Origin of the sequence: Streptomyces sp. NPDC006435 (assembly GCF_040612315.1) — a bacterium.
Lineage (GTDB): Bacteria > Actinomycetota > Actinomycetes > Streptomycetales > Streptomycetaceae > Streptomyces.
In genome coordinates, this window is sequence record NZ_JBEXPY010000039.1 from 52,418 (window position 1) to 75,992 (window position 23,575).

Below are 23,575 nucleotides of genomic sequence, written 5' to 3' on the forward strand. Positions count from 1 at the left end.
CGCCCGGTGGGCGCTACGAGATCGCGCTGCGCAGCTCCACCACGTCCAGCTGCTCGGTCTCGTCGTGCGCGGTGAGGTCGATGACCTTGCCGACGGCCCGGTTCGCGGCCGTGCCCGTGCGGTGCGCGGCCAGGGCCTCCTCGCCGACCACGTCCGCGAGGTCCTCGTCCTGCACGGACTCGATCGCGGCCCGCGCCGCCTTCTGCGTGCCGAAGAAGTCGAAGCTGCCCTGCGGCACCGGCTGGCGGCGGGCGGCCGCCTGCGGGGCCACGGGGCTCGCGGCCGGCACGGCGCGCGCCGCGGGGAGCGCGGCGGACGGCCGGGAGGCGGGCGGCAGCGGGGCCGCCTGCCGGGCGGCGGGCAGCGCGGCGGTCGGACGCAGGTGCTGGGCGCCCGTCGCGTCCTGGTCCGCCGGTTCCCGGTCGGCCGCGTCCCGGCCGGTCGTGTCCTGGTCCGCCGCGTGCCTGCCGCGCCGCTCCTCGGTGTCCCGGGCGCGCTCGGCGAGATCGCGCTCCCTGGCCTGCTCGGCGGTGCGGCGCGCCTCCTGGAGCGCCCGGTTGCGCGAGAGGTCGTCCAGCGCCTGGGCGGCCCGCAGATAGGCGCCCGGCGTCGGCGTGCTGCGCGCGGCCGGGAGCTCCCGGGGCGCGGAGGCGGCCTCGATGGCGAGCCGACGGCGGCCTTCGAGCGCGCTGGCCCGCTCGGTCTCGGCGTTGGCGTACCGGCGCAGCAGCGCGGCGTGCTCCCCGCGCAGGTTGGCGAGCTCCACGCGCTTGCGGCGCAGCTTCGTCTCCAGCCGGGCCCGCAGCTCCCGCGACTCCTCCAGGTCGGACTCCAGCTCGGCCAGCCGCTCCTCGGCCCGCCACTCGTCACCGGCACGGGCCCGGGTCAGCTCCGCGACCCGACGCCCCGCCTCCCGGTCCCAGCTGCGCATCAGATACGCACCGGTCACGGCGGAAGCCGCCGCGACGCCCACCAGCGCGCGCAGGACCAGGGGCTCGGCGAAAAACCAGGCGCCCCCGGCGCTCAGGACCGAGACCCCGACGACCACCGAAGGCGGAAGGATTCTGTGCAGAGGTGGCGAATGACGATGACGTCCACGTGGCATGGCCTGAAATTTACCGTGTGTACGGGGCACTTGGGGGGCCGCCCGGCAATCTGTTCTTGGTTGGTTACCTGACGGCCCCGGTCCTCTCGCCCGACGGCCCCCGTTCTCCCCGATTCCCGCTTCCGTTCCTACTTACCGACAAGGCCCTTCGACCGCAGATAGTCCCCGGCCACATCGGCGGGTTTTGCGCGCTCCGCGTCGACCTTGCGGTTCAGTTCCGCGAGATCCTCCGTGGTGAGCGCCTCGGTGAGCTTGCCGAGGGCGTCGGCGACGTCCTGTGCGCCCGCGTCCTTCGCATTGACCACCGGCAGTACGTTGTCCGCGTTCTGGAGCTTCTTGTCGTCCTCCAGGAACACCAGGTCGTAAGTGTCCAGCACCGCGTCCGTGGTCGTGGTGAGGACCAACTGGTCCTTGCCGTCCTTGACCGCCTGCTTGGCCTGCGGCGTACCGACTCCCTTGGGATCGATACCGGTGACGTCGATGCCGTAGGTCTTCTTCAGACCCGGTGCGCAGAACGGCCGCACCTCGCACTCGTCGCCCGCCGCGATCTTCACCCCGATCTTCGCCCGGCCGAGGTCGGAAAGGGTCTTGAGCTTGTTCTTCGCGGCGAATTCCCGCGTCACCGCGAAGGCGTTCTGGTCGACGGCCCGACCGGCCGGGAGCACCTTCAGTCCGCGCGGTCCCGCGAGCTTCTCCAGGGCCGCGACCGTGGCCGCCGGGTCACCGGAGGCGACCGGCTTCTTCTCCGCCTCCTTCGCGCCGTTCACCTTGGCATTGAGGAATTCGGCGATCGTCGCGGCGTATTCCGGGACGATGTCGATCTCGCCCTTCTCCAGGGACGGTTCGTACAGTTCCCGGTTGGCCACCGTGGTGACGGAGGTGCGGTATCCGGTGTCGCGCAGGATCTGCGCGTACAGCTCCGCGAGCACCTTGGACTCGGTGAAGGAGGCCGCGCCGACGACGAGCGACCCCTTCTCGCCGGAGCCCGCGGAGCCGCCGGAGGAGCCCTGGCCGCTCTTCTCCTTCTCCAGGCTGTCGCCGCCGCAGGCGGCGAGCGACCCGGCCAGCGCGACCATGCCGATGACCGCACCGGCTATGCGCGAGGTCTTGCTCATCGTTGTTGTTCTCCGTCCACAGCGACAGGGCTGTACGAGATGTGATCCGGGCAGGTCGGTACGAGGCTTGCGGGGAGTACGAGGTGCGCAGGGCACGCGGGGCGTGCGAGGAACGGCGGGGAGCCGGGGCGCACGGGGCACGGGTGCGGGCGGCGGAGGGCTGTCATGCGGCCGTCACGCCGTCCGGCGGCGGCGCAGCGGCGACAGCAGCCGGTCCAGGCCGATCAGCACCGCCTCCACCAGCAGCGCGAGCACGGCGACCAGCAGCGCCCCGGCGACCACCTGGGGCGTGTCGTAGGTGTTGAACCCGGCGGTGATGATCCGGCCCAGGCCGCCCAGACCGGCCAGCGCGGCGATCGTGGCCGTGGCCACCACCTGGACCGCGGCGGACCGCACCCCGGTCATGATCATCGGGTAGGCCAGCGGGAGCTCGACCCGTACGAAGAGCTGCCGGCCGGACATCCCCATGCCGCGCGCCGCCTCGGTCACCGACCGGTCCACCTCCGTCATCCCGACGTAGGCGTTGGTCAGCAGGGGCGGCACGGCGAACAGCACCAGCGCGATGATCGTCGGCGCGTATCCGGCGTTGCGCAGCGGCGAGACCATGAAGAGGGACAGCACCGCGAAGACCGGGATCGCCCGCCCCACGTTGGAGATGTTGACGGCCAGCGCACCGCCCTTCCCGATGTGCCCGAGGTACAGCGCCGTCGGCAGCGCGATCGCGCACGCCAGGACGAGCGCGACGCCACTGACGTACAGGTGCTCACCGAGCCGGTGGGACACGCCGCTCTCCCCCGACCAGTTGGCGCCGGTGGTGAGCCAGGTCCAGGCCCCGCCGAGAACTCCCATGGATTCAGACCGCCTCGGCCGCGGCGGCGGTGTCCGCCCGCGGGGTGCGTATTCGGGTCCAGGGGGTCAACAGCCGCTGCACACCGAGCAGCAGCAGGTCCGCGGCCACCGCGAGCAGCACGCACAGCACCGAGGCCGTGAGCACCTGGGCCTTGAAGAAGCTGGGCAGCGCGTCCCCGATGAGATTGCCGAGGCCGCCCTTGCCGATGATCGATCCGACCGTCGTCAGCGCGATCGTCGAGACCGTGGCGATCCGCACCCCGGCCATCAACGCGGGCAGCGCCAGCGGGACTTCCACCTCCCACAGCAGCCGCACCGGCCCGTACCCCATGCCCTTCGCGGCTTCCTTCGCCTCCGGCGGAACGGCCTCCAGGCCCGCCAGGATGTTCCGCACCAGGACGGTCAGCGAATACAGCACCAGCCCGGTGACCACCAGCGCGGCGGAGAGCCCGAACAGCGGCAGCAGCAACGAGAACATGGCGAGCGAGGGCACCGTGTAGAGCACCGTCGTCAGCCCGAGCACGGGACCGGCGAACCGGCGGCCGCGGCGCGCGAGCAGCGCCAGCGGAAAGGCCACCACGAGTCCGATCAGCACCGACACCGCCGTGATCCAGATGTGCTGGACCGTCGCATCGGTCAACTCCTGGCTCCGGGAACGGAGATACTCCCCGCAGATCCAGTCGTTCGTCACCAGGCAGTTCTGTCCCGCGGCCATCGGTCCCCCTCCCGCATTGCCCACTCGCACCGAACTCCGGCGAGCCTATCCTCGACCACTGACAATCACCGAGGCCCGTTGTATTTCAGCAACACGTCCTTCACAGAACACGCGCCACAATGGGGAACCATGATCCGATTCGAGCACGTCACCAAGCGGTACGCGGACGGCACCACCGCCGTCGACGACCTTTCCTTCGAGGTCGCCGAGGGTGAACTGGTCACGCTCGTCGGACCGTCGGGATGCGGCAAGACGACCACCATGAAGATGGTGAACCGGCTGACCGAACCGACCGAGGGACGGATATTCCTCGACGGGGACGACATATCCGCCATCGATCCCGTCCGGCTGCGTCGCCGTATCGGCTATGTGATCCAGCAGGTGGGACTCTTCCCGCACCGCACGATCCTGGAGAACACCGCGACCGTCCCCCATCTCCTGGGCTGGAAACGGGGAAAGGGACGGGAGCGCGCCGCGGAACTCCTCGACCTTGTCGGACTCGATCCTTCCGTTTATGGCGACCGCTATCCGGAACAGCTCTCCGGCGGTCAGCGCCAACGTGTCGGCGTGGCCCGGGCACTGGCCGCGGACCCGCCGGTACTGCTGATGGACGAGCCTTTCGGCGCAGTCGATCCGGTCGTACGGGAACGCCTGCAGAACGAATTCCTGAAACTCCAGGAAAAGGTCCGCAAAACCGTGCTGTTCGTCACCCACGACATCGAGGAGGCGGTCCGGCTCGGGGACCGCATCGCCGTCTACGGACAGGGCTCCATCGAGCAGTTCGACTCCCCGGCCACCGTGCTCGGCGCACCGGCCACCCCGTACGTCGCGGACTTCGTCGGCGCCGACCGCGGACTCAAGCGGCTGTCCGTGACCCCCGTCGAGGAGAGCGACCTCGACCACCCGCCGGTCGTCCGCCTCGGCGACCCCCTGGCGAGGGCGACCGCACGGCTGCGGGCCGAGGGGGCGCGCTGGGCCGTCGTACTGGACGGCGAGGACAACCTGTACGGCTGGCTCCCGGCCGACGCCACCGGCGCGGACACCGACGCGACGGTGCGCGCCCACGCCCGCGCGATGGAGGCGCGGCTGCCCCTCGGCGCCCCGCTCAAGCAGGCGTTCGCCACCATGCTCCAGCACGACGCAGGCTGGATCGCCGTCGTGGACGGGACCGACGGCGGCCGTTTCCTCGGCGTTCTCACCCCGACCCGGCTGCACGAGGCGCTGCGCCGCTCGATCGACGCGGACGCCCGGGACGTCCCGCGCGCCGGGGTGGCGGTCGAGAGCGTGGCGAGCACCCGCTCGTCCTGAGCCCCGGACCCCGGACCCGGGCCCCGTCAGTTCTCGCTGAGCCGGCTGCTCATCCAGTCCAGCGCCGAGGGGATCTCCCGCCGCCAGGTGTTGAAGTTGTGCCCCCCGCTGTCCAGCACGATCGACGAGACCCGGGCGGGCGGCTTCACCCCGTCGACGAACTGCCGCGTGGCACGGTAGTTGTCCTCACCGTGCCTGGACGTGGTCACCAGGAAGGACGAGGCGGGCTGCTTCGGCATGTGGTCCAGGCTCCACAGCAGGTCGGCCCGGTTGCGCGCCCCCTGGTCGCCGTGGAAGAGGTCGCCGGTCGTCGGGTCCTCGGCCGCCTTGTAGTACGCGGAGAGCCCGGCACTCGCGGCGAACCGGTCCGGGTGGTGGAGCCCGATCTTCAACGCGCAGTAACCGCCGGTCGAGTTGCCCATGATGCCCCAGTTGCGGGCCTGCCGGCCGACCCGGTACACGTCCGGGACCACCCGCGGCAGGTCCTCGGCGAAGAACGTCTCGGTCCGCGGCCCGTTCTCGATGTCCACGCACTCGGTGTCCCGCGGGGGCGCCAGCGTCGGCCGCAGCATCACCAGGATCATCGGCTGCGCCCGGCCGGCCTTCACCCGTTCGTACGCCGTCTTCGGGTAGTTGAGGCCCTTCAGGAGGTTCTCCGCGATGCCCGGGTAGCCGGTGAGGACGACCACGGCGGGGAACTTCCGGCGGGCGAACGCCGGCTGGAAGTACTCCGGCGGCAGGTACACGTACGCCGAGCTCTCGATCCCCGACTTCCGGCCCGAGATCACGATCTTGTCGATCCGGCCCTTCTTCTCCGGCCGCGGGGCGCCCGGCACGTCCGGCAGCTCCGCCCCCACCCGGACGATGCTCCTGGCGGCCAGTGTCCCGGCCGCGTGGTCCGTGACGACCCCCAGGTCCTGCTCACGGCCGAGCAGGTCGTCCCACGAGCCGTAGAAGAGGAAGGAGTTGTTGGCCAGCAGGCCGACCGAGGCGAAGAGCGTCACCTGGGTCACCAGCAGCAGACCGATCCGGCCGAGCACCGCGCGCACGCCGCGGCGGGCCAGCCGGGGCCAGAGCCAGACCGTGGCGGCGAAGAACACCACCGCCAGCGCGACGACCAGTCCCAGGAACACATTGCTGGTGAGACCCATGCGGGTGAGCTTTCTTGTGCGGAAATTTCCGGCCGACGGGTGAACCCGCGCTCCGGAAGCCTCGTCCTACAGGGCGCACATCGTCCGGAGGGCTACGACCGAAGGACACAAGAATCTCTCGCGGAGCCACGGGAAGCGATGTCTGTCACGCTAGATGGGGATAAATCAGGATCGGTTCCGAGTCCGGTACGCAGGTTCGTACGCGGCCCGCGCCCCGAGTCCGTACCGGCCCTGGTCGGCACCGCCTGCACCGCCGTCGGTCTGATCGACATCGCCGCGGGCGTCTTCCCGCGCTTCCGGCACAGCCGGATGCACACCCTGGCCGAGGTGCTGCCCGGTGCCCTCGGGCCGTTCGCCGCCGCCCTCTCCCTGAGTGCGGGCATCCTCCTGCTGCTGCTCGCCCACGGCCTCAAACGGCGCAAGCGGCGGGCCTGGCGGGCCGCCGTCGTCCTGCTGCCGGCCGGGGCGCTGGCACAGTTCGCCTACCGGCACTCGGTCCTCGGCACCCTCGTCTCGCTGGCCCTGTGCCTGCTGCTGGTCCGGCACCGCGGCGAGTTCGCCGCCCTGCCCGACCCCCGGAGCCGCTGGCGGGCCCTGGCCAACTTCGTGCTCCTCGGCGCGGGCTCGATCGCCCTCGGGCTCGTCGTCGTCAGCGCCCACCCGGGCCGGGTCGTGGGCAACCCCAGCATCGCCGACCGCCTCCAGCACGTGCTGTACGGGATGTTCGGCCTCGAAGGACCCGTCGACTACTCCGGGGACACCTCCTGGACCGTGGCGTACTCCCTCGGCGCCCTCGGCCTGCTGACCGCCGTCACCACCGTCTACCTCGCCTTCCGCCCCGAGCACCCGGCGGCCCGCCTCACCGAGGACGACGAGGTCCGGCTGCGCGCCCTGCTGGAGAAGCACGGCGGCCGCGACTCGCTCGGCCACTTCGCGCTCCGCCGCGACAAGGGCGTCGTCTTCTCCCCCAGCGGCAAGGCCGCCGTCTGCTACCGCGTCGTGTCCGGGGTGATGCTGGCCAGCGGCGACCCGATCGGCGACGTGGAGGCGTGGCCCGGCGCCATCGAACGGTTCATGGACGAGGCCAGGGCCCACTCCTGGACCCCGGCCGTGATGGGCTGCAGCGAGACCGGCGGCGAGGTCTGGACCCGCGAGACCGGCCTCGACGCGCTGGAACTCGGCGACGAGGCGGTGGTGGACGTCGCGGATTTCTCGCTCGCCGGGCGGCCGATGCGCAACGTACGCCAGATGGTGAAGCGCATCGAACGGCTCGGCTACGAGACCCGGGTCCGCCGCGTCCGTGACATCGGCGAGGCCGAACTGAACCGCATCCGCCGCGCCGCCGCGGACTGGCGCGGCACCGACACCGAGCGCGGCTTCTCCATGGCGCTCGGCCGGATCGGCGACCCCGCCGACGGGGACTGCGTCGTCGCGACCGCCCACAAGGCCGGCGAGCACACCGCCGACTCCCCGTACGGCGACCTGAAGGCCGTGCTCCACTTCGTCCCGTGGGGCGACGACGGCATGTCCCTCGACCTGATGCGCCGCGACCGCTCCGCCGACCCCGGCATGAACGAGCTGCTGATCGTCGCCGCCCTCCAGGCTGCCCCCCGGCTCTCGGTCGGACGCGTCTCGCTGAACTTCGCGATGTTCCGCTCGGCGCTCGCCCGGGGCGAGAAGCTGGGCGCGGGGCCGGTGCTGCGCGTCTGGCGCGGGCTGCTGGTCTTCCTGTCGCGCTGGTTCCAGATCGAGTCGCTGTACAAGTTCAACGCCAAGTTCCGGCCACGCTGGGAACCCCGCTTCGTGGTCTACCGGGCCGCCCGCGACCTGCCCCGCATCTCGCTCGCCGCCATGCGGGCGGAGGGCTTCGTGAACGTCTCGCTGCCCCGCCCCCTCGCCCGCCGCTTCCCGGCCCCGGCCCCCCGGCCCTGCGCCCACGCCCCGGCCCCCGGACAGGAGCAGCACGTACGCGCGGCGTAGCACCGCACCGTACGGGGCCTACGCTGGTCGCATGAGTACGTTGCGTGGACGAGGCACGGTCCGGGGCCTGCCGGAGTGGGACCGCTGTGCGGTCATGGGTGTCGTGAACGTGACCCCGGACTCCTTCTCCGACGGGGGCCGCTGGTTCGACACCACGGCCGCGATCAAACACGGCCTCGACCTGGTCGCCGAGGGCGCCGACCTGATCGACGTCGGCGGCGAGTCCACCCGCCCCGGCGCCAGCCGGGTGGACTCCTCGGAGGAGCTGCGGCGCGTCGTCCCGGTGGTCCGGGGCCTGGCCGCCGAAGGGGTCACGGTCTCCGTGGACACCATGCGGGCCCGGGTCGCCGAGGAGGCCGTCGCGGCCGGGGCCGCCCTGGTCAACGACGTGAGCGGCGGCCTCGCCGACCCGGACATGGTCCCGGTCGTCGCCGCGTCCGGGGCCCCGTTCGTGGTGATGCACTGGCGCGGCTTCAGCGAGTCCATGAACAGCCGGGCGGTGTACGGGGACGTCGTCGCCGAGGTCGTCGCCGAGCTGCGGGAGCGGATGGACGCCGTGGTCGCGGGCGGCATCGCGCCGGAGCGGATCGTGATCGACCCCGGTCTCGGCTTCGCCAAGGAGGCCGCCCACGACCTCGCCCTGGTCGCCCGCCTCGACGCACTGCGCGCCCTGGGCCGCCCGCTGCTGGTCGCCGCCTCCCGCAAGCGGTTCCTCGGCCACGTACTGGCCGGCGAGGGCCTCGCGCCACCGCCCGCCCGCGAACGCGACGCCGCCACCGCGGCGGTCTCCGCGCTCTCCGCCCACGCCGGCGCCTGGGCCGTCCGGGTCCACGAGGTACGGGCCACCGCCGACGCCGTACGGGTCGCCCGCGCCGTCGAGGGAGCCGCGTGAGCCGGGACCGCGACGAGCACGCGGAGGCGGCCGCCGACATCGCGGCCGTCGAGGAGGCCAACACCGCCTTCTACGAGACGATGGAACGCGGCGACTTCGAGGAGCTCTCCGGGCTCTGGCTGCCCGGCGAGGACCTCACGGTCTCCTGCGTCCACCCCGGCTGGCCGGTGCTGACCGGACGCGGCGAGGTGCTGCGCAGCTACGCCCTGATCATGGCGAACACCGAGTACATCCAGTTCTTCCTGACCGACGTCGGCATCTCCATGACCGGTGACACCGCCCTGGTGACCTGCACCGAGAACATCCTCAGCGGCGGCCCCGCGGAGGACGGCAACGAGCTCGGCCCGCTGGTCGGCCAACTTGTCGTGGCCACCAATGTGTTCCGTCGCACACCCGACGGCTGGAAGCTCTGGTCCCACCACGGCTCGCCCGTGCTGGCCGAGACCGGCGAGGAGGGCGAGGAGTCCTCCTCCTGACCCGGAGAACTCCGGAATTCCCGGCCGGAAAGCGCCCCTCCGGCGGGGGACGGGCGGGCGGCCGCGCCCGGAAGGCGGTTGGAATCCCGCGACGCGGGTATACGCGGCTACCAGCCCCGTGAGGTCCCGCCCACGGCCCCCGCGGGCGGGCACTGTCGGTGCCCGCAGGTAGATTCGAAAGAGGGCACCTCGCCGTCCGCACGCGGCCCCGTGTCTCTACGCCCAACGACAGCAGGAGTGATTCGCGTGGATCGTGTCGCGCTGCGCGGCCTCAAGGCCCGTGGACACCACGGCGTCTTTCCCCGGGAGCGGGAAGAGGGCCAGACGTTCATCGTGGACCTGGTGCTCGGCCTCGACACCCGCCCCGCCGCGGCCACCGACGACCTCGCCAGGACGGTGCACTACGGCATCGTCGCGGAGGAGGTCGTCGAGGTGGTGCAGGGGGAACCCGTCGACCTGATCGAGACGCTCGCGGAACGCATCGCCCAGACATGCCTCAAGCACGAGGGGGTCGAGGAGGTGGAGGTCGTGGTGCACAAGCCGGACGCGCCGATCACCGTCCCCTTCGACGACGTCACCATCACCATCACCCGGAGCCGAGCATGACCGCGTTTTCCACCGGGGGACAGAGCGACCCGACCGTGCAGCCGGTACCCGCCTCCGTCGTCGAGCAGGTGGACGCGGCGGACACCACCCTGTCCAACCCCAAGCTCGCCGTGATCTCCCTGGGGTCCAACCTCGGCAACCGCCTGGAGACCCTCCAGGGGGCCGTCGACGCCCTGGAGGACACCCCCGGCCTGCGGGTCAAGGCGGTCTCCCCGGTGTACGAGACGGAGCCCTGGGGCGTCGCCCCCGGCTCCCAGCCCTCGTACTTCAACGCGGTGATCGTCGTGCGGACGACCCTGCCCCCGTCGTCCCTCCTGGAACGCGGCCAGGCCGTCGAGGAGGCCTTCGACCGGGTCCGCGAGGAGCGCTGGGCACCGCGCACCATCGACGTCGACATCGTGACGTACGCGGACGTCGTCTCCGACGACCCGGTGCTCACCCTCCCCCACCCCAGGGCCCACGAGCGGGCCTTCGTCCTCGCCCCGTGGCACGACATCGACCCCGGGGCCCAGCTGCCCGGCGCCGGTCCCGTCGCGGAGCTGCTGGCCGCCGTCGGCCGGGAGGGCGTGCTGCCCCGGCCCGACCTGGAACTCCGTCTGCCCGAGTAGTCGTTAGGCTCGACGGACACGGAACGGGTCCGCCGCGGGCGGGCCCGGCCACCGGCACACGGACCATTGCGGCGAAGGGCGGACCACTCGGTGAAGCAACTACGGCTCGGGGTACTGGCGGGCCTCTTCGCCGCGGCCGGAGTGCTCTCCTGGAGCGGCGCCCGCCTCTGGGACTCCCTGGGCAGCCTGCCGAGCGTCCCCCTCGCCGCACCGATCGTGCTCGCGGTGATCGCCGTCATCCTGCTGGCCACGGCGTTCTCGATCCGCTCCCGGCTGCGCGCCCAGCGCGAGCGCCGGCCGGGAGCCAAGGGCGTCGAGCCCCTGATGGCCGCCCGAGCGGTCGTCTTCGGCCAGGCCAGTGCCCTGGTCGTCGCCCTGGTCTCCGGCGTGTACGGCGGCGTCGGCGTCTTCCTGCTCGGCTCCCTCGACGTACCGGCCCGCCGCGACCAGGCGATCTACGCGGGCTTCGCGGTCCTGGCCGGCATCGCGGTCGTCGCCGCGGCCCTCTGGCTGGAACGCATCTGCAAGCTCCCGGACGACGACAACGACGACAGGAGCTCGGCGACCGCGTAGGGCTCTCCGGCCGGAACGGTCCCGAGCGGTCCGGACCGGGACGGTTGTGCGGGCGGGTGCCGTCGGCGCCCGCCCGCACAACCGTCCCTGGTCAGCTCGCCATGATCAGGCTCATGGCCTCGGCACGCGTCGCGGGGTCGCGCAGCTGCCCGCGCACCGCCGAGGTCAGCGTCTTCGCCCCCGGCTTGCGGATGCCGCGCATCGACATGCACATGTGCTCGCACTCGATGACGACGATGACCCCGCGCGGCTCCAGGATCTCCATCAGGGACTCGGCGATCTGGGTGGTCAGCCGCTCCTGCACCTGCGGACGGCGGGCGTAGACGTCGACGAGCCGGGCCAGCTTCGACAGACCGGTGATCTTCCCGGTGGTGGCCGGAATGTACCCGACGTGCGCGACGCCCCGGAACGGCACCAGATGGTGTTCACAGGTCGAGAACACTTCGATGTCCTTGACCAGGACCATCTCGTCGTGACCCAGGTCGAACGTGGTCGTGAGGACGTCCTCGGGCTCCTGGTACAGGCCCGCGAATATCTCCTTGTACGCCCGCGCCACCCGCCCCGGCGTCTCGCGCAGGCCCTCGCGGTCCGGGTCCTCGCCCACCGCGATGAGAAGTTCGCGTACCGCCGCCTCGGCCCGCTTCTCGTCGAACTCGCCGATCGAGCCCTGGCCGTCCAGCGTCACCGGGTCGGTCATCTGTGCCTCGTTCCTCTGAGCTGTCACTCGCGCACGTCTCCGCACGGTTGTACGGAAAAGCCGCGCCCCCACAGGCTAGAACCTGTGGGGGCGCGGCTTCCATTCCGGGCCCGGCGCGACCCCGTGAGAGGGGCCACACGCGGGGACGGGCGGATCAGGCCTCGGGACGCTCCTCCGGGACCGCCTCGGTGGTCGGGGCGGCATCCACGGGGGCTGCCGAGCCGTTCGCCGTGGTGGCGCCGTTGGTCAGGGCGAGCTCCTTCGGCGAGAGCACCGGCGGGCGCGTCGACGGGGTGCGCCGGGAGGAACCGGTCCACGCCGGGCGGGCCGGGCGCTTCACGATCGGGGCGAAGATCTCGGCGATCTCCTCCTTGCCGAGCGTCTCCTTCTCCAGGAGCTGGAGGACCAGGTTGTCCAGCACGTCGCGGTTCTCGACGAGGATCTCCCACGCGTCGTTGTGGGCGGTCTCGATGAGCTTCTTGACCTCTTCGTCGACGAGCGCCGCGACCTCTTCCGAGTAGTCGCGCTGGTGGCCCATCTCACGGCCCACGAAGGGTTCGGTGTTGTCGCCGCCGAACTTGATCGCGCCGAGCCGCTCCGTCATGCCGTACTGCGTGACCATCGCACGGGCCGTCGCGGTGGCCTTCTCGATGTCGTTGGCCGCACCGGTGGTCGGGTCGTGGAAGACCAGTTCCTCGGCCGCGCGCCCGCCCAGCATGTAGGCCAGCTGGTCGAGCATCTCGTTGCGCGTCGTGGAGTACTTGTCCTCCTCCGGGAGCACCATCGTGTAACCGAGGGCACGGCCGCGGGAGAGGATCGTGATCTTGTGGACCGGGTCCGCCTGGGGAGAGGCCGCCGCGACCAGGGCGTGTCCGCCCTCGTGGTACGCGGTGATCTTCTTCTCCTTCTCGGACATGATCCGGGTCCGCTTCTGCGGGCCCGCCACGACGCGGTCGATGGCCTCGTCGAGCATCTTGTTGTCGATCAGCTTCTGGTTGCCGCGCGCCGTGAGGAGCGCGGCCTCGTTCAGCACGTTCGACAGGTCGGCACCGGTGAAGCCGGGCGTGCGGCGGGCGACGGCGCCGAGGTCGACGTCCTTCGCGACCGGCTTGCCCTTCTGGTGGACCTTGAGGATCTCCAGACGGCCCTGCATGTCCGGCCGGTCGACCGCGATCTGCCGGTCGAAGCGGCCCGGGCGCAGCAGCGCCGGGTCGAGGATGTCCGGCCGGTTCGTGGCGGCGATCAGGATGACGCCGCCCTTCACGTCGAAGCCGTCCATCTCGACGAGCAGCTGGTTGAGCGTCTGCTCGCGCTCGTCGTGACCGCCGCCCATGCCGGCACCGCGGTGCCGGCCGACGGCGTCGATCTCGTCGACGAAGACGATCGCCGGGGCGTTCGCCTTGGCCTGCTCGAAGAGGTCGCGGACCCGGCTGGCGCCGACACCGACGAACATCTCGACGAAGTCGGAGCCGGAGATCGAGTAGAAGGGGACGCCCGCCTCTCCGGCGACGGCGCGCGCCAGCAGCGTCTTGCCGGTACCGGGAGGCCCGTACAGCAGGACGCCCTTGGGGATCTTGGCACCGACGGCCTGGAACTTCGCCGGCTCCTGGAGGAACTCCTTGATCTCCTGGAGCTCCTCGACGGCCTCGTCCGACCCCGCCACGTCGGCGAACGTCGTCTTCGGGGTGTCCTTGGTGATCAGCTTGGCCTTGGACTTCCCGAACTGCATCACCCGGGAGCCGCCGCCCTGCATCTGGTTCATCAGGAACAGGAAGACGACCACGATCAGGATGAAGGGCAGCAGCGTGAGGAGGATCGAGATGAACGGGGACTGCTTCGACGGCGAGACGGTGTAGCCCTTGTCGATCGCGCCGCTCTCGAACTTCTTCTGCAGCGTGTCGGCGAGCTCGACGCCCTGGGTGCCGATGTAGTTCGCCTGGAACTTGCTTCCGGACTCGCCCGGGAGCTTCTGGCCCTTCTTCAACTCGATCTTGATGATCTGTTCGTCACCGGTGGTCAGCTTGGCCTGCTCCACCTGGTCCTTGCTGATCGCCTGGACCACCTTGCCGGTGTCCACCGATTTGTAGCCGCCCGACGAGCCGACGACCTGCATCAACACGACCACGGCGAGGACGGCCAGCACGATCCACATGACCGGCCCACGGAAGTATCGCTTCACGTCCATCCATACGGGGCGAAGCCGCCCCGTCCCTCCTGCCCGTAGGTAAATGCTGCTGTGAGAAAAGACTGTTCTTCGGACGGTACCCCAGCATTGTCACCTGGGACCGCCGGGTACGTCTGTCAAAACCCGCCTTCCAGAGCTCAACGACGGGAATCCGTTGAAAGGTTCCCCGCCGTCGGCCCCGGCCGGTCCGGGCGTCCGGGCCGGGCGGGGAGGGAGGTCAGGCGACGGCGGCCGGCCCCGTAGCCGCGCGGGGTGCGGGCCGCCGTGGACGTGCGGGGCCTCAGCCGCCGTAGACGTGCGGGGCGAGGGTGCCCACGAAGGGGAGGTTGCGGTACTTCTCCGCGTAGTCCAGCCCGTATCCGACGACGAACTCGTTGGGGATGTCGAAACCGACCCACTTGCAGTCGAGCGCGACCTTGGCCGCGTCCGGCTTGCGCAGCAGGGTGCAGATCTCCAGGGACGCCGGCTCGCGCGAGCCGAGGTTCGACATCAGCCAGGACAGGGTCAGGCCCGAGTCGATGATGTCCTCGACGATCAGGACGTGCTTGCCCTTGATGTCGGTGTCCAGGTCCTTGAGGATCCGGACCACTCCGGAGGACTGGGTGCCCGCGCCGTACGACGAGACGGCCATCCAGTCCATGGTGACGGGGGTGGACAGCGCGCGCGCCAGGTCCGCCATCACCATGACCGCGCCCTTGAGGACGCCGACGATGAGCAGGTCCTTGCCCGCGTACTCCGCGTCGATCTTCGCGGCCAGCTCGACGAGCTTCGCGTCGATCTCTTCCTTGGTGAGGAGCACCGACTGGAGGTCGGTGCCCATGTCCTTCTCGTTCACCCGCGTCTCTTTCTCTGCCTGCCGGTCGCGGGGCGCCGCCCGTGACCTGTGCGGCCGTCCGCTGCGTGCCGACCGCTCGTGCTTCAGCTCTGCCGAATGACCAGTCTGCCACCCTGCCGCCGGGCTTCGACCCGTCCGGGCAGGTTGATGGCCTGTTGGCCGCGCCATCCGGTGATCAACCGGTCGACTTCCTCGATGTGCCGGGCGAAGAGCGATCCGGCCGGGGAGCCCGCCTCCATGACGGCCCGGCGCAGCACCCGGCGGCGCACGGCGGGGGGCAGGGCGAAGAGCTTGGCGCACTCCAGGCGGCCGGCGTCGTCCCGTACGGTCCGGTCGGCCTCGGCGGCCCAGGTGTCCAGGGCGTCCGCGTCGTCGCGGGAGAGCTGGGCCGTACGGGCGAGGGCCTCGACCACCCCTTTCCCGAGCGCCTTCTCCAGGGCGGGCAGACCCTCGTGGCGCAGTCGGGAGCGGGTGTAGGCGGGGTCGGTGTTGTGCGGGTCGTCCCAGACGGGCAGGGACTGGACGAGGCAGGCCTTGCGGGCGGTCTGGCGGTCGAGCTGGAGGAAGGGGCGGCGGTAGCGGCCGGCCGGTCCGGACGCGGCGGCCATGCCGGAGAGCGAGCGGATGCCGGAGCCGCGGGCGAGGCCGAGCAGCACGGTCTCCGCCTGGTCGTCACGGGTGTGCCCGAGCAGGACGGCGGCGGCGCCGTGCCGCTCGGCCGCCGCGTCCAGGGCTGCGTAGCGGGCTTCGCGGGCCGCGGCCTCGGGGCCGCCCTCCCGGCCGACCCGCACGGCCACGGCCTCGACCGGGTCGAGGTGCATGGCGGTGAGGCGGTCGACGACCTCGGCGGCCCGGGCCCCGGAGCCGTCCTGGAGGCCGTGGTCGACGGTGATGCCACCGGCCCGGACGTCGAGTTTGCGGGCCTCGAAGGCGAGGGCGGAGGCGAGCGCCATGGAGTCGGCGCCGCCGGAACAGGCCACCAGCACCAGCGGGGTGTCGGGGCGTTCGGGGAGTGCGGCGCGCTGCCTGCCCGCACCGGCTTCGGCGAGCTCGGGGTGCGGGGTGTGCCGGAGGTGTCCGGCGTTTCGGGTGTGCTCGGTGAGTACGTCGTGGAGTACGCGGCGGACCGCCAGGCGTATCGCCGCGACCGCAGGATGGGGACCCATGTCCGGTGCCCTTCGTGAAGTTTTGGGAGATGCCTCGAAGTGGCGGACGGAAGACGGACCGTCACTCAGAGTGCGTCGATGGTGACAGAGGCAAGACGTCCATCGAGCATTGCACGCCTTCCCGTGCCCCTACGGTCCCTCGGATGGGTGATTACCGGCGCGTTCTCGTTCGTGGCGCCCGCCGTCGGACCCGCGGCGCCGCGGCGCCTGCCGCCGGGCGCCCTCCGCCGTCCGCCGCCGGGCCCGCCGCGCTCACGACTCCGCCTTGCGGTGCACCCTCGCGACCCAGTCCGCCGGTTTCGCGATCTCCGCCTTCGTCGGCAGAGTGTTCGGCGAGGTCCACACCCGGTTGAAGCCGTCCATGCCGACCTCGTCGACCACGGCGCGGACGAACCGCTCGCCGTCGCGGTACTGGCGCAGCTTCGCGTCGAGCCCGAGGAGCTTGCGCAGCGCCTGGTCGAGGCGGCTCGCGCCGCGTGCCCTGCGCTGCTGGAACTTCTCCCGGATCTCGCCGACGGAGGAGACGACCTCGGGCCCGACCCCGTCCATCACGTAGTCGGCGTGGCCTTCGAGCAGGGACATCACGGCGGTGAGCCGGCCGAGGATCTCCCGCTGCGAGGGGGTCTGGACGAGTTCGACCAGGCTGCGTCCGCCGTCCTCGCCGGCCTCGCCCTCGGGGCGGCCCCCGGCCAGGGACTGGGCGGCCTCGCGGAGCCGTTCCAGGACGGTCATCGGGTCGACGTCGGTCTCGTCGAGGAATGACTGGATCTCGCCCTGGAGGTGGTCGCGGAGCCAGGGCACCCCGGTGAACTGGGTGCGGTGGGTCTCCTCGTGGAGCGCGACCCAGAGCCTGAAGTCGTGCGGGTCCACGTCGAGTTCGCGCTCGACGTGGACGATGTTGGGGGCGACCAGCAGGAGCCTGCCGCCGCCGGCCGAGGCGGGCAGCTCACGGGTGGCGGGGGCGAAGGTCTCGTACTGGCCGAGGACCCGGGAGGCCAGGAACGACAGCAGCATCCCCACCTCGACACCGGTCACCTTGCCGCCGACCGCGCCGAGCACGGCGCCGCCGGCGGTGCCCGCGCGCCGGTCCTGCATCTTGCCCAGGAGCGGGCCGAGCAGTTCGCGGAAGCCCGCGACGTTGGCCTTGATCCAGCCCGCCCGGTCCACGACCAGGACCGGGGTGTCCTCCGGTTCGGCCCCCTCGGGGATCATCCGGGTGAAGGAGCGGACGTGCTCCTCCGAGGCCCTGGCGTGCCGTCGCAGTTCGGCGACGACCTCGCGGGCCTCCTCCCGGCCGATCTCCGGCCCCGGCCGGACAAGTCGGGTCGCGGTCGCGACCGCGAGGTTCCAGTCGACCATCTGGGCACCACCGATGCTCGTCATGCGTCAACCGTACGTGCTCGGCCCCGTCCGCGGTGCGGTGTCGACCGGCTCGGATCCCGCCGGGGGCGGCCCGGCCGGGGCCGCCCGACGGTCCCTCAGCGGGTGCGGGCGGCGAGGCCGGTGGCGAGCGCGTCGAGGGAGGACTGGGCCTCGGACGGGGAGGTGGTGCCCGATGCCAGGAAGGCGAAGGCGAGCAGCCGGCCCTGTCCGTCGACGACCGTTCCGGCGAGGGTGTTCACGCCGGTGAGGGTGCCGGTCTTGGCGCGGACCAGGCCGGTTCCCGCGGACTTCCCGGTGTAGCGGTCGCTGAGCGTGCCGGTGAAGCCGGCCACGGGCAGGCCGGTGAGGACGGGGCGCAGTTCGGGGTGGGCCGGGTCGGCGGCACGGGCGAGGAGGCCGGCCAGCAGCCGGGCGGTGACCTTGTCCTTGCGGTCCAGTCCGCTGCCGTCGGCGAGGACGGCGCCGGTCAGCGGGAGGCGGAGCTTCCCGAGCTGCTCGGTGACGGCCCGTCGGGCACCGGCGAAGTCGGCGGGCCGGCCCGCCTTGATGGCGGTCTGCCGGGCGAGCGCCTCGGCGATGTCGTTGTCGCTGTTGGTCAGGGCCCGTTCGACCAGGGCGGAGAGCGGGGCGGAGAGGTGCTGGGCGACCTGCCGGGACCCGGCGGCCGGACGACCGTGCTCCGCTCCGGTTCCGGTGGCGATCCCGGCGTCGTCGAGGAGCCTCGCGAAGGCGTCGGCGGCGTCCTTCGCCGGGTCGTCGCTGCGCGGGGCGGGTCCGCTGTCGGTGTCGTCGAGCCTGCCCTCGTCGATCATCAGGGCGCTGACCGGGGCGATGTTCTCGTTGGGGCCGATCGGGTGGCGTGCGGGGCCGGAGTAGCGGGAGGTGTCGTACGAGAGGCGGGCCCGTTCGACGCCGTGCTCCTTCAGGGCGCGCGCGGTGCCGGTGGCGAGCGCGCGCAGGGCCGCCCGGTCGAGGGTGGGGTCGCCGCCGCCGACCAGGGTGATCCGGCGGTGGTCGGGGGAGACCAGGACCTTCGTGGCGATGCGATGGTCGGGGCCGAGCGCGCTCAGCGCGGCGGACGCGGTGGCGATCTTGACGGTGGAGGCGGGGGTCATGGGCAGGTCGGCGCCCCTGCCGTACAGCCGGGTGCCGTCGGCGGTGTCGATGACGACGGCGGTGCGCCGGGTGCCCAGGGCGGGGACCTTCAGCAGCGGGTCGAGGACGGCGCGGAGGTCCGGTGCCGCGCTGTCGGGGGTGTGCCGGGCGTCCGGGGCGGCGTTGTCCACGGGGGTGAGGGCGGCGAGGACGGCCGGGGCGCTGGGCGCGGGCGCGGGTCCGTCGGGGGTGCCGGTGCCGTGATGTGCGCCACCTGTGTGGTTACGGGCGGCGGCCCAGTCCCGCTCGGCCTTACGCTGACCCGAGTCCCAGGGGCCGGCGGCGAGGACGACGCCGGCCGCGAGCACCAGGCCGAGCCCGGCGGAGATGGCGGTGAACTGTCGGTCGTTCAGTCCCTTCAGTCCGAGCACGGCACCCCGAGGGGTGAGTCGGCTCAGCTTGTCCAGCGGATTGACCGACGGTCTTTTCACCGGCTCGTCCACCGTTGACCAGCCCCTTTCGCGAGCACACATCTGCGTGGGGGACACTTAATCACCAGTCGTATGTGTTGATCATGGAGGAGCCACCCGTGGAGTTCGACGTCACCATCGAGATCCCGAAGGGTTCGCGGAACAAGTACGAGGTGGACCACGAGACCGGTCGGATCCGCCTGGACCGTCGACTCTTCACCTCGACCAGCTACCCGGCGGACTACGGCTTCGTCGAGAACACCCTCGGCGAGGACGGCGACCCGCTGGACGCGCTGGTCATCCTGGACGAGCCGACCTTCCCCGGCTGCCTCATCAAGTGCCGCGCCATCGGCATGTTCCGGATGACGGACGAGGCCGGCGGCGACGACAAGCTGCTGTGCGTGCCGGCCTCCGACCCCCGGGTGGAGCACCTGCGCGACATCCACCACGTGTCGGAGTTCGACCGCCTGGAGATCCAGCACTTCTTCGAGGTCTACAAGGACCTGGAGCCCGGCAAGTCGGTCGAGGGTGCCGACTGGGTCGGCCGCGCCGAGGCCGAGGCCGAGATCGAGGCCTCCTACAAGCGCCTCGAGGCGCAGGGCGGCGCGCACTGACACCGGCTCGCGGCCGGTGTCCGGCCGCGGCGCGCGGGGCCCACGCCCACGGTCCGTACGCACGGGCCCGTGCGCGTGGGCCCCGCGCGTGAGCCGAGGTACGCGGTCCGACGTGCGTGAGCCGGTGCGCGTGGACTTCGGCACGTGAACCGAGGCACGTGACCGAGGTGTGCGACACGGTTCCGCTTGCGGTTCCGTACGGGAACGGGCGGTACTCCTTTCGCGGGAGTGCCGCCCGTTTCGCGTACCCGCCCGGCGCACGGGCCCGCGGGCGCTCCGGGGCCCGCGGGCCGGTTCCCGGAGGGCCCTCCCGGTCGCCGTCCCGGACCTTCTGGCGTCCGCGGGCTTGTCCGTGGCCATACTGGGCACAAGCGCAGCCATGGACGCGCGGTAGTGACGAGGAGCGAGGGTCAGTGGTGGCGGAATCGGGCGGTCCGGAGGACCAGAAGCCCCAGTCCGACGAGGCGCGCAGCGCCTTCGTCCCGCCTGCCGGGGTGGAGCAGCGCACGTCCGTGCCCGAGGACGACCATCCGACGTCGGAGTTCGCCATTCCGGCCGGTCTGGCGGACGCCCCGGGGACGGGCACCGGTTCCGCTTCCGGTTCCGGTCCGGGTTCGGGGCAGGGCTCGGGTTCGGACACGATCGGCTCGGCCTTCGCCCCGCCGAGCACCTACAGCGCCCAGCACTCGCCGCCCGCCTTCACCCCTGCCCAGGGCATACCGATGATCCGGCTGACCAAGGAGGCTCCCTGGCAGGACCGGATGCGCACGATGCTGCGGATGCCGGTCGCCGAGCGCCCGGCGCCCGAGACGGCGCAGAAGTCCGACGACGTGGGGCCCGCGGTGCCGCGCGTGCTCGACCTGACGCTGCGCATCGGGGAGCTGCTGCTGGCGGGCGGCGAGGGCGCCGAGGACGTCGAGGCGGCCATGTTCGCGGTGACCCGCAGCTACGGCCTGGACCGCTGCGAGCCGACCGTCACCTTCACCCTGCTGTCGATCTCGCACCAGCCCTCGCTGGTCGACGACCCGGTGACGGCGAGCCGTACCGTACGCCGTCGCGGCACCGACTACACCCGGCTGGCCGCGGTCTTCCGGCTCATCGACGACATCACCTCCGAGGACGTCGAGGTCTCCCTGGAGGAGGCCTACCGGCGGCTGGCGGAGATCCGCCGCAACCGCCACCCGTACTCCGGCTGGGTGCTGACGCTGGCCGGCGGCGGTCTCGCGGGGGCGGCCTCGGTGCTGGTCGGCGGTGGTCCGCTGGTATTCGTGGTGGCCGCGGTCGGCGCGATGCTCGGCGACCGGCTGGCCTGGCTCTGCGCCGGGCGGGGGCTGCCGGAGTTCTACCAGTTCGTGGTGGCCGCGATGCCGCCCGCCGCGATGGGCGTGGCGCTGACCCTCACCCACTGGTCGGACGTACGGCCCTCGGCGGTGATCACCGGTGGGCTGTTCGCGCTGCTGCCGGGGCGGGCCCTGGTGGCGGGCGTGCAGGACGGGCTGACCGGTTTCTACATCACCGCGGCCGCGCGGCTGCTCGAAGTCATGTACCTGTTCATCGGCATCGTCGTCGGCGTGCTGCTCGTGCTGTACCTGGGGCTCCAGCTGGGCGCCCAGCTGAACCCCGAGGCCAGATTCGTCCCCCACGACCGGCCGGTGGTGCAGATCCTGGCGTCGATGGCGCTCTGTTTCGCCTTCGCGATCCTGCTCCAGCAGGACCGGTCCACGGTGCTCGCGGTGACCCTCAACGGTGCCGTCGCCTGGGTGATCTACGGGGCGATGGCCAGGACCGGCGACATCTCACCGGTGCTGGCGACCGCGACGGCGGCCGGTCTGGTGGGCCTGTTCGGGCAGCTGTTCTCGCGCTACCGGTACACCTCGTCGCTGCCGTTCATCACGGCGGCGATCGGCCCGCTGCTGCCGGGTTCGGCCACGTACTTCGGTCTGCTGGCCGTGGCCCAGGGGCGGGTGAACACCGGGCTCGCCTCGCTGTCGACCGCGGTGGCCACGGCGCTGGCCATCGCGATCGGGGTGAACCTGGGGGGCGAGATCTCCCGGCTGTTCATGCGGGTGCCGGGAGCGGTCGGCGGGGCGAACCGCCGCGCGGCCAAGCGGACCCGCGGCTTCTGACCGCCCCGGCCCGCGGCGACCGGACCGCGGCCCTCCCCGGCCCGAGTCGTACGTACGGCTCGGGCTCCCGCCCCCGCCCCGGCCTGTGCATACGACTCGGGCCGACCCGCTCGTGTGCTGCGGGTCGGCCCGGGTGGGTGTGGTGGCGGCTCGTGGGTCAGCGCTTGGCGTGGCGGCCGCGCTGGCCCGTGGAGGGGGCGTTCCCGGCGGCCGGGTCCTGGCCCTCGCCACCGCCCGCCGCCGCTTCCTTCTTCGACCTGGAGCGGGCCCGCAGGAACTCGATCGCGATCGGCACCACCGAGATGAGCACGATCAGGACGAGGATCGCCTCGATGTTCTGGTGGACGAACTCGATCTTGCCGAGGGCCGCGCCGAGCAGCGTGACACCGACACCCCAGAGCACCCCGCCGATGATGTTGAACACGATGAACGAGCGGTAGTTCATCCGGCTCACACCGGCGATGATCGGCGTGAACGTACGCACGATGGGCACGAAGCGGGCCAGGATCAGCGACTTCGGTCCGTACTTCTCGAAGAAGTCGTGCGCCTTCTCGACGTTCTCCTGCTTGAAGAAGCGGGAGTCCGGGCGGTTGAAGAGCGACGGGCCGACCTTGCGGCCGAAGAGGTACCCCACCTGGTCGCCGATGATCGCCGCCAGCGCCACCAGGACGCAGACCAGCCAGAGCGGCGTGTGCAGCTTGCCCGCGGTCACCAGCAGACCCGTGGTGAACAGCAGGGAGTCTCCGGGCAGGAAGAAACCGATCAGCAGACCGGATTCCGCGAAGACGATGACCAGCACACCGAGCAGTCCGAACTGCCCGATGAGATAGTCCGGGTCCAGCCAGCTCGGTCCGAGCGCAAGCGTATTCAAGGGTCCGGGCTCCTGGATCGATCGATGAGGGCTGCGTGGCCGCCCAAAGCTATCAACGCGGAATGACTCCTCCGGGTTCCAGATGCCCCTCACGAGGACACACACCGCCCCGGCTGGAGATGCACTCCGGATCAACCGGGACAAAGCTGTCCCCAGGAGGTGCCACACGATGGGCATTGAGGATTACGGCGGCGGGCAGACGGCCCAGTCCGACGTTCTGGTCGTCACGACGAACGACGTACCGGGCCATCAGGTGACGCAGGTGATCGGGGAGGTGTTCGGCCTGACGGTTCGCTCCCGACACCTGGGCAGCCAGATCGGCGCCGGGCTGAAGTCCATGATCGGCGGCGAGCTGAAGGGGCTGACCAAGACCCTCGTCGAGACCCGCAACCAGGCGATGGAGCGGCTCGTCGAGCAGGCCAGGGCGCGGGGCGCCAACGCGGTGCTGATGATGCGCTTCGACGTGACCGAGGCGGCCGACGTGGGCACCGAGGTCTGCGCGTACGGCACGGCGGCCGTGATCAGCCGGACGTGACCGGCGGGAGCCGGGCGGGAAGCCGGGCGGGAAGCCGGGCCCCGGCCGGGGCCGGCGGGAACCGCGACCAGCAGAAGCAAAGTCGGTCTGCGGCCGTGACCGGGGGGAAGCCCGGCCGGTGACGGCCGCGCGGTCCGCGGCGGGGCGCCCCGCCCCCGCCCCCGGTAGGGGGAGGGGGGGGGGGGGGAACAGTTTTTGTGACCCCGAGGTGAAATAGGGT

22 protein-coding genes are annotated in these 23,575 nt (G+C 71.7%); 10 read left to right on the plus strand and 12 right to left on the minus strand.

Annotated features, from left to right (window positions below; translation table 11 throughout):
- Nucleotides 1–13: 13 nt before the first annotated feature.
- The 4 genes from ABZZ04_RS30160 to ABZZ04_RS30175 form a co-directional block, all read right to left on the minus strand.
- The gene (locus ABZZ04_RS30160) at nt 14–1,105 is read right to left on the minus strand and encodes a hypothetical protein (protein ID WP_356935386.1); all 1,092 of its coding nucleotides are present in this window, start codon (nt 1,103–1,105) and stop codon (nt 14–16) included.
- Between the two features lie 128 nt (nt 1,106–1,233).
- Nucleotides 1,234–2,220, minus strand: a complete 987-nt coding sequence (locus tag ABZZ04_RS30165) for an ABC transporter substrate-binding protein (RefSeq protein WP_356935387.1) — start codon at nt 2,218–2,220, stop codon at nt 1,234–1,236.
- 174 nt (nt 2,221–2,394) lie between these two features.
- Nucleotides 2,395–3,069, minus strand: a complete 675-nt coding sequence (locus tag ABZZ04_RS30170; protein ID WP_356935388.1) for an ABC transporter permease — start codon at nt 3,067–3,069, stop codon at nt 2,395–2,397.
- Between the two features lie 4 nt (nt 3,070–3,073).
- The gene (locus ABZZ04_RS30175; protein WP_356935389.1) at nt 3,074–3,784 is read right to left on the minus strand and encodes an ABC transporter permease; all 711 of its coding nucleotides are present in this window, start codon (nt 3,782–3,784) and stop codon (nt 3,074–3,076) included.
- A gap of 129 nt (nt 3,785–3,913) precedes the next feature.
- On the opposite strand from ABZZ04_RS30175, the gene ABZZ04_RS30180 reads away from it, so the two are divergent.
- Nucleotides 3,914–5,092 carry a betaine/proline/choline family ABC transporter ATP-binding protein gene (locus ABZZ04_RS30180; protein WP_356935390.1) on the plus strand — a complete coding sequence of 393 codons (1,179 nt, stop codon included), beginning with the start codon at nt 3,914–3,916 and terminating at the stop codon, nt 5,090–5,092.
- 26 nt (nt 5,093–5,118) lie between these two features.
- On the opposite strand, the gene ABZZ04_RS30185 is transcribed toward ABZZ04_RS30180, so the two are convergent.
- On the minus strand, nt 5,119–6,243 hold the full coding sequence (locus ABZZ04_RS30185; protein ID WP_356935391.1) for an alpha/beta hydrolase-fold protein: 1,125 nt from the start codon (nt 6,241–6,243) through the stop codon (nt 5,119–5,121).
- A gap of 138 nt (nt 6,244–6,381) precedes the next feature.
- Between ABZZ04_RS30185 and ABZZ04_RS30190 the strand changes: the two genes are divergently transcribed.
- The 6 genes from ABZZ04_RS30190 (at nt 6,382) to ABZZ04_RS30215 (ending at nt 11,378) form a co-directional block, all read left to right on the plus strand.
- Nucleotides 6,382–8,223, plus strand: a complete 1,842-nt coding sequence (locus tag ABZZ04_RS30190; protein ID WP_356935392.1) for a phosphatidylglycerol lysyltransferase domain-containing protein — start codon at nt 6,382–6,384, stop codon at nt 8,221–8,223.
- 94 nt (nt 8,224–8,317) lie between these two features.
- Complete coding sequence (gene folP / locus ABZZ04_RS30195; RefSeq protein ID WP_356935407.1) at nt 8,318–9,115, plus strand: dihydropteroate synthase; 798 nt, start codon at nt 8,318–8,320, stop codon at nt 9,113–9,115.
- The gene (locus ABZZ04_RS30200; RefSeq protein ID WP_356935393.1) at nt 9,112–9,591 is read left to right on the plus strand and encodes a nuclear transport factor 2 family protein; all 480 of its coding nucleotides are present in this window, start codon (nt 9,112–9,114) and stop codon (nt 9,589–9,591) included. The genes folP and ABZZ04_RS30200 overlap by 4 nt, the downstream gene beginning before the upstream one ends.
- Nucleotides 9,592–9,837: 246 nt before the next feature.
- The gene (gene folB / locus ABZZ04_RS30205; RefSeq protein WP_356935394.1) at nt 9,838–10,197 is read left to right on the plus strand and encodes a dihydroneopterin aldolase; all 360 of its coding nucleotides are present in this window, start codon (nt 9,838–9,840) and stop codon (nt 10,195–10,197) included.
- Entirely contained in the window at nt 10,194–10,805 is a 612-nt protein-coding gene (gene folK / locus ABZZ04_RS30210; protein ID WP_356935395.1) for a 2-amino-4-hydroxy-6-hydroxymethyldihydropteridine diphosphokinase, read from the plus strand. The genes folB and folK overlap by 4 nt, the downstream gene beginning before the upstream one ends.
- Before the next feature lie 90 nt (nt 10,806–10,895).
- Nucleotides 10,896–11,378, plus strand: coding sequence for a DUF3180 domain-containing protein (locus tag ABZZ04_RS30215; protein WP_356935396.1), 483 nt, complete (start codon nt 10,896–10,898; stop codon nt 11,376–11,378).
- A 91-nt stretch (nt 11,379–11,469) separates the two neighbouring features.
- Here the strand turns inward: ABZZ04_RS30215 and folE are convergent, their stop codons facing one another.
- From folE to dacB, 6 genes are all read right to left on the minus strand, one after another.
- Complete coding sequence (gene folE, locus ABZZ04_RS30220; protein WP_283852315.1) at nt 11,470–12,075, minus strand: GTP cyclohydrolase I FolE; 606 nt, start codon at nt 12,073–12,075, stop codon at nt 11,470–11,472.
- 154 nt (nt 12,076–12,229) lie between these two features.
- Complete coding sequence (gene ftsH / locus ABZZ04_RS30225) at nt 12,230–14,260, minus strand: ATP-dependent zinc metalloprotease FtsH (protein WP_356935397.1); 2,031 nt, start codon at nt 14,258–14,260, stop codon at nt 12,230–12,232.
- A gap of 280 nt (nt 14,261–14,540) precedes the next feature.
- Complete coding sequence (hpt, locus tag ABZZ04_RS30230) at nt 14,541–15,080, minus strand: hypoxanthine phosphoribosyltransferase (RefSeq protein WP_072487175.1); 540 nt, start codon at nt 15,078–15,080, stop codon at nt 14,541–14,543.
- Nucleotides 15,081–15,178: 98 nt separating this feature from the next.
- Nucleotides 15,179–16,261, minus strand: coding sequence for a tRNA lysidine(34) synthetase TilS (gene tilS / locus ABZZ04_RS30235; protein WP_356935398.1), 1,083 nt, complete (start codon nt 16,259–16,261; stop codon nt 15,179–15,181).
- Between the two features lie 252 nt (nt 16,262–16,513).
- Nucleotides 16,514–17,644, minus strand: a complete 1,131-nt coding sequence (locus tag ABZZ04_RS30240) for a zinc-dependent metalloprotease (RefSeq protein ID WP_356935399.1) — start codon at nt 17,642–17,644, stop codon at nt 16,514–16,516.
- Between the two features lie 95 nt (nt 17,645–17,739).
- Nucleotides 17,740–19,242, minus strand: a complete 1,503-nt coding sequence (gene dacB / locus ABZZ04_RS30245; RefSeq protein ID WP_356935400.1) for a D-alanyl-D-alanine carboxypeptidase/D-alanyl-D-alanine-endopeptidase — start codon at nt 19,240–19,242, stop codon at nt 17,740–17,742.
- Nucleotides 19,243–19,328: 86 nt separating this feature from the next.
- On the opposite strand from dacB, the gene ABZZ04_RS30250 reads away from it, so the two are divergent.
- Together ABZZ04_RS30250 and ABZZ04_RS30255 are read left to right on the plus strand one after the other, a co-directional pair.
- Nucleotides 19,329–19,823: an inorganic diphosphatase gene (locus ABZZ04_RS30250; protein ID WP_003968257.1), complete on the plus strand. Its 495-nt coding sequence runs from the start codon at nt 19,329–19,331 to the stop codon at nt 19,821–19,823.
- 413 nt (nt 19,824–20,236) lie between these two features.
- Nucleotides 20,237–21,949, plus strand: coding sequence for a threonine/serine exporter family protein (locus ABZZ04_RS30255; RefSeq protein WP_356935401.1), 1,713 nt, complete (start codon nt 20,237–20,239; stop codon nt 21,947–21,949).
- Nucleotides 21,950–22,106: 157 nt separating this feature from the next.
- On the opposite strand, the gene ABZZ04_RS30260 is transcribed toward ABZZ04_RS30255, so the two are convergent.
- On the minus strand, nt 22,107–22,820 hold the full coding sequence (locus ABZZ04_RS30260) for a VTT domain-containing protein (protein ID WP_356935402.1): 714 nt from the start codon (nt 22,818–22,820) through the stop codon (nt 22,107–22,109).
- A gap of 169 nt (nt 22,821–22,989) precedes the next feature.
- On the opposite strand from ABZZ04_RS30260, the gene ABZZ04_RS30265 reads away from it, so the two are divergent.
- Entirely contained in the window at nt 22,990–23,355 is a 366-nt protein-coding gene (locus ABZZ04_RS30265) for a YbjQ family protein (protein ID WP_356935403.1), read from the plus strand.
- The last annotated feature ends 220 nt before the right edge of the window (nt 23,356–23,575 follow it).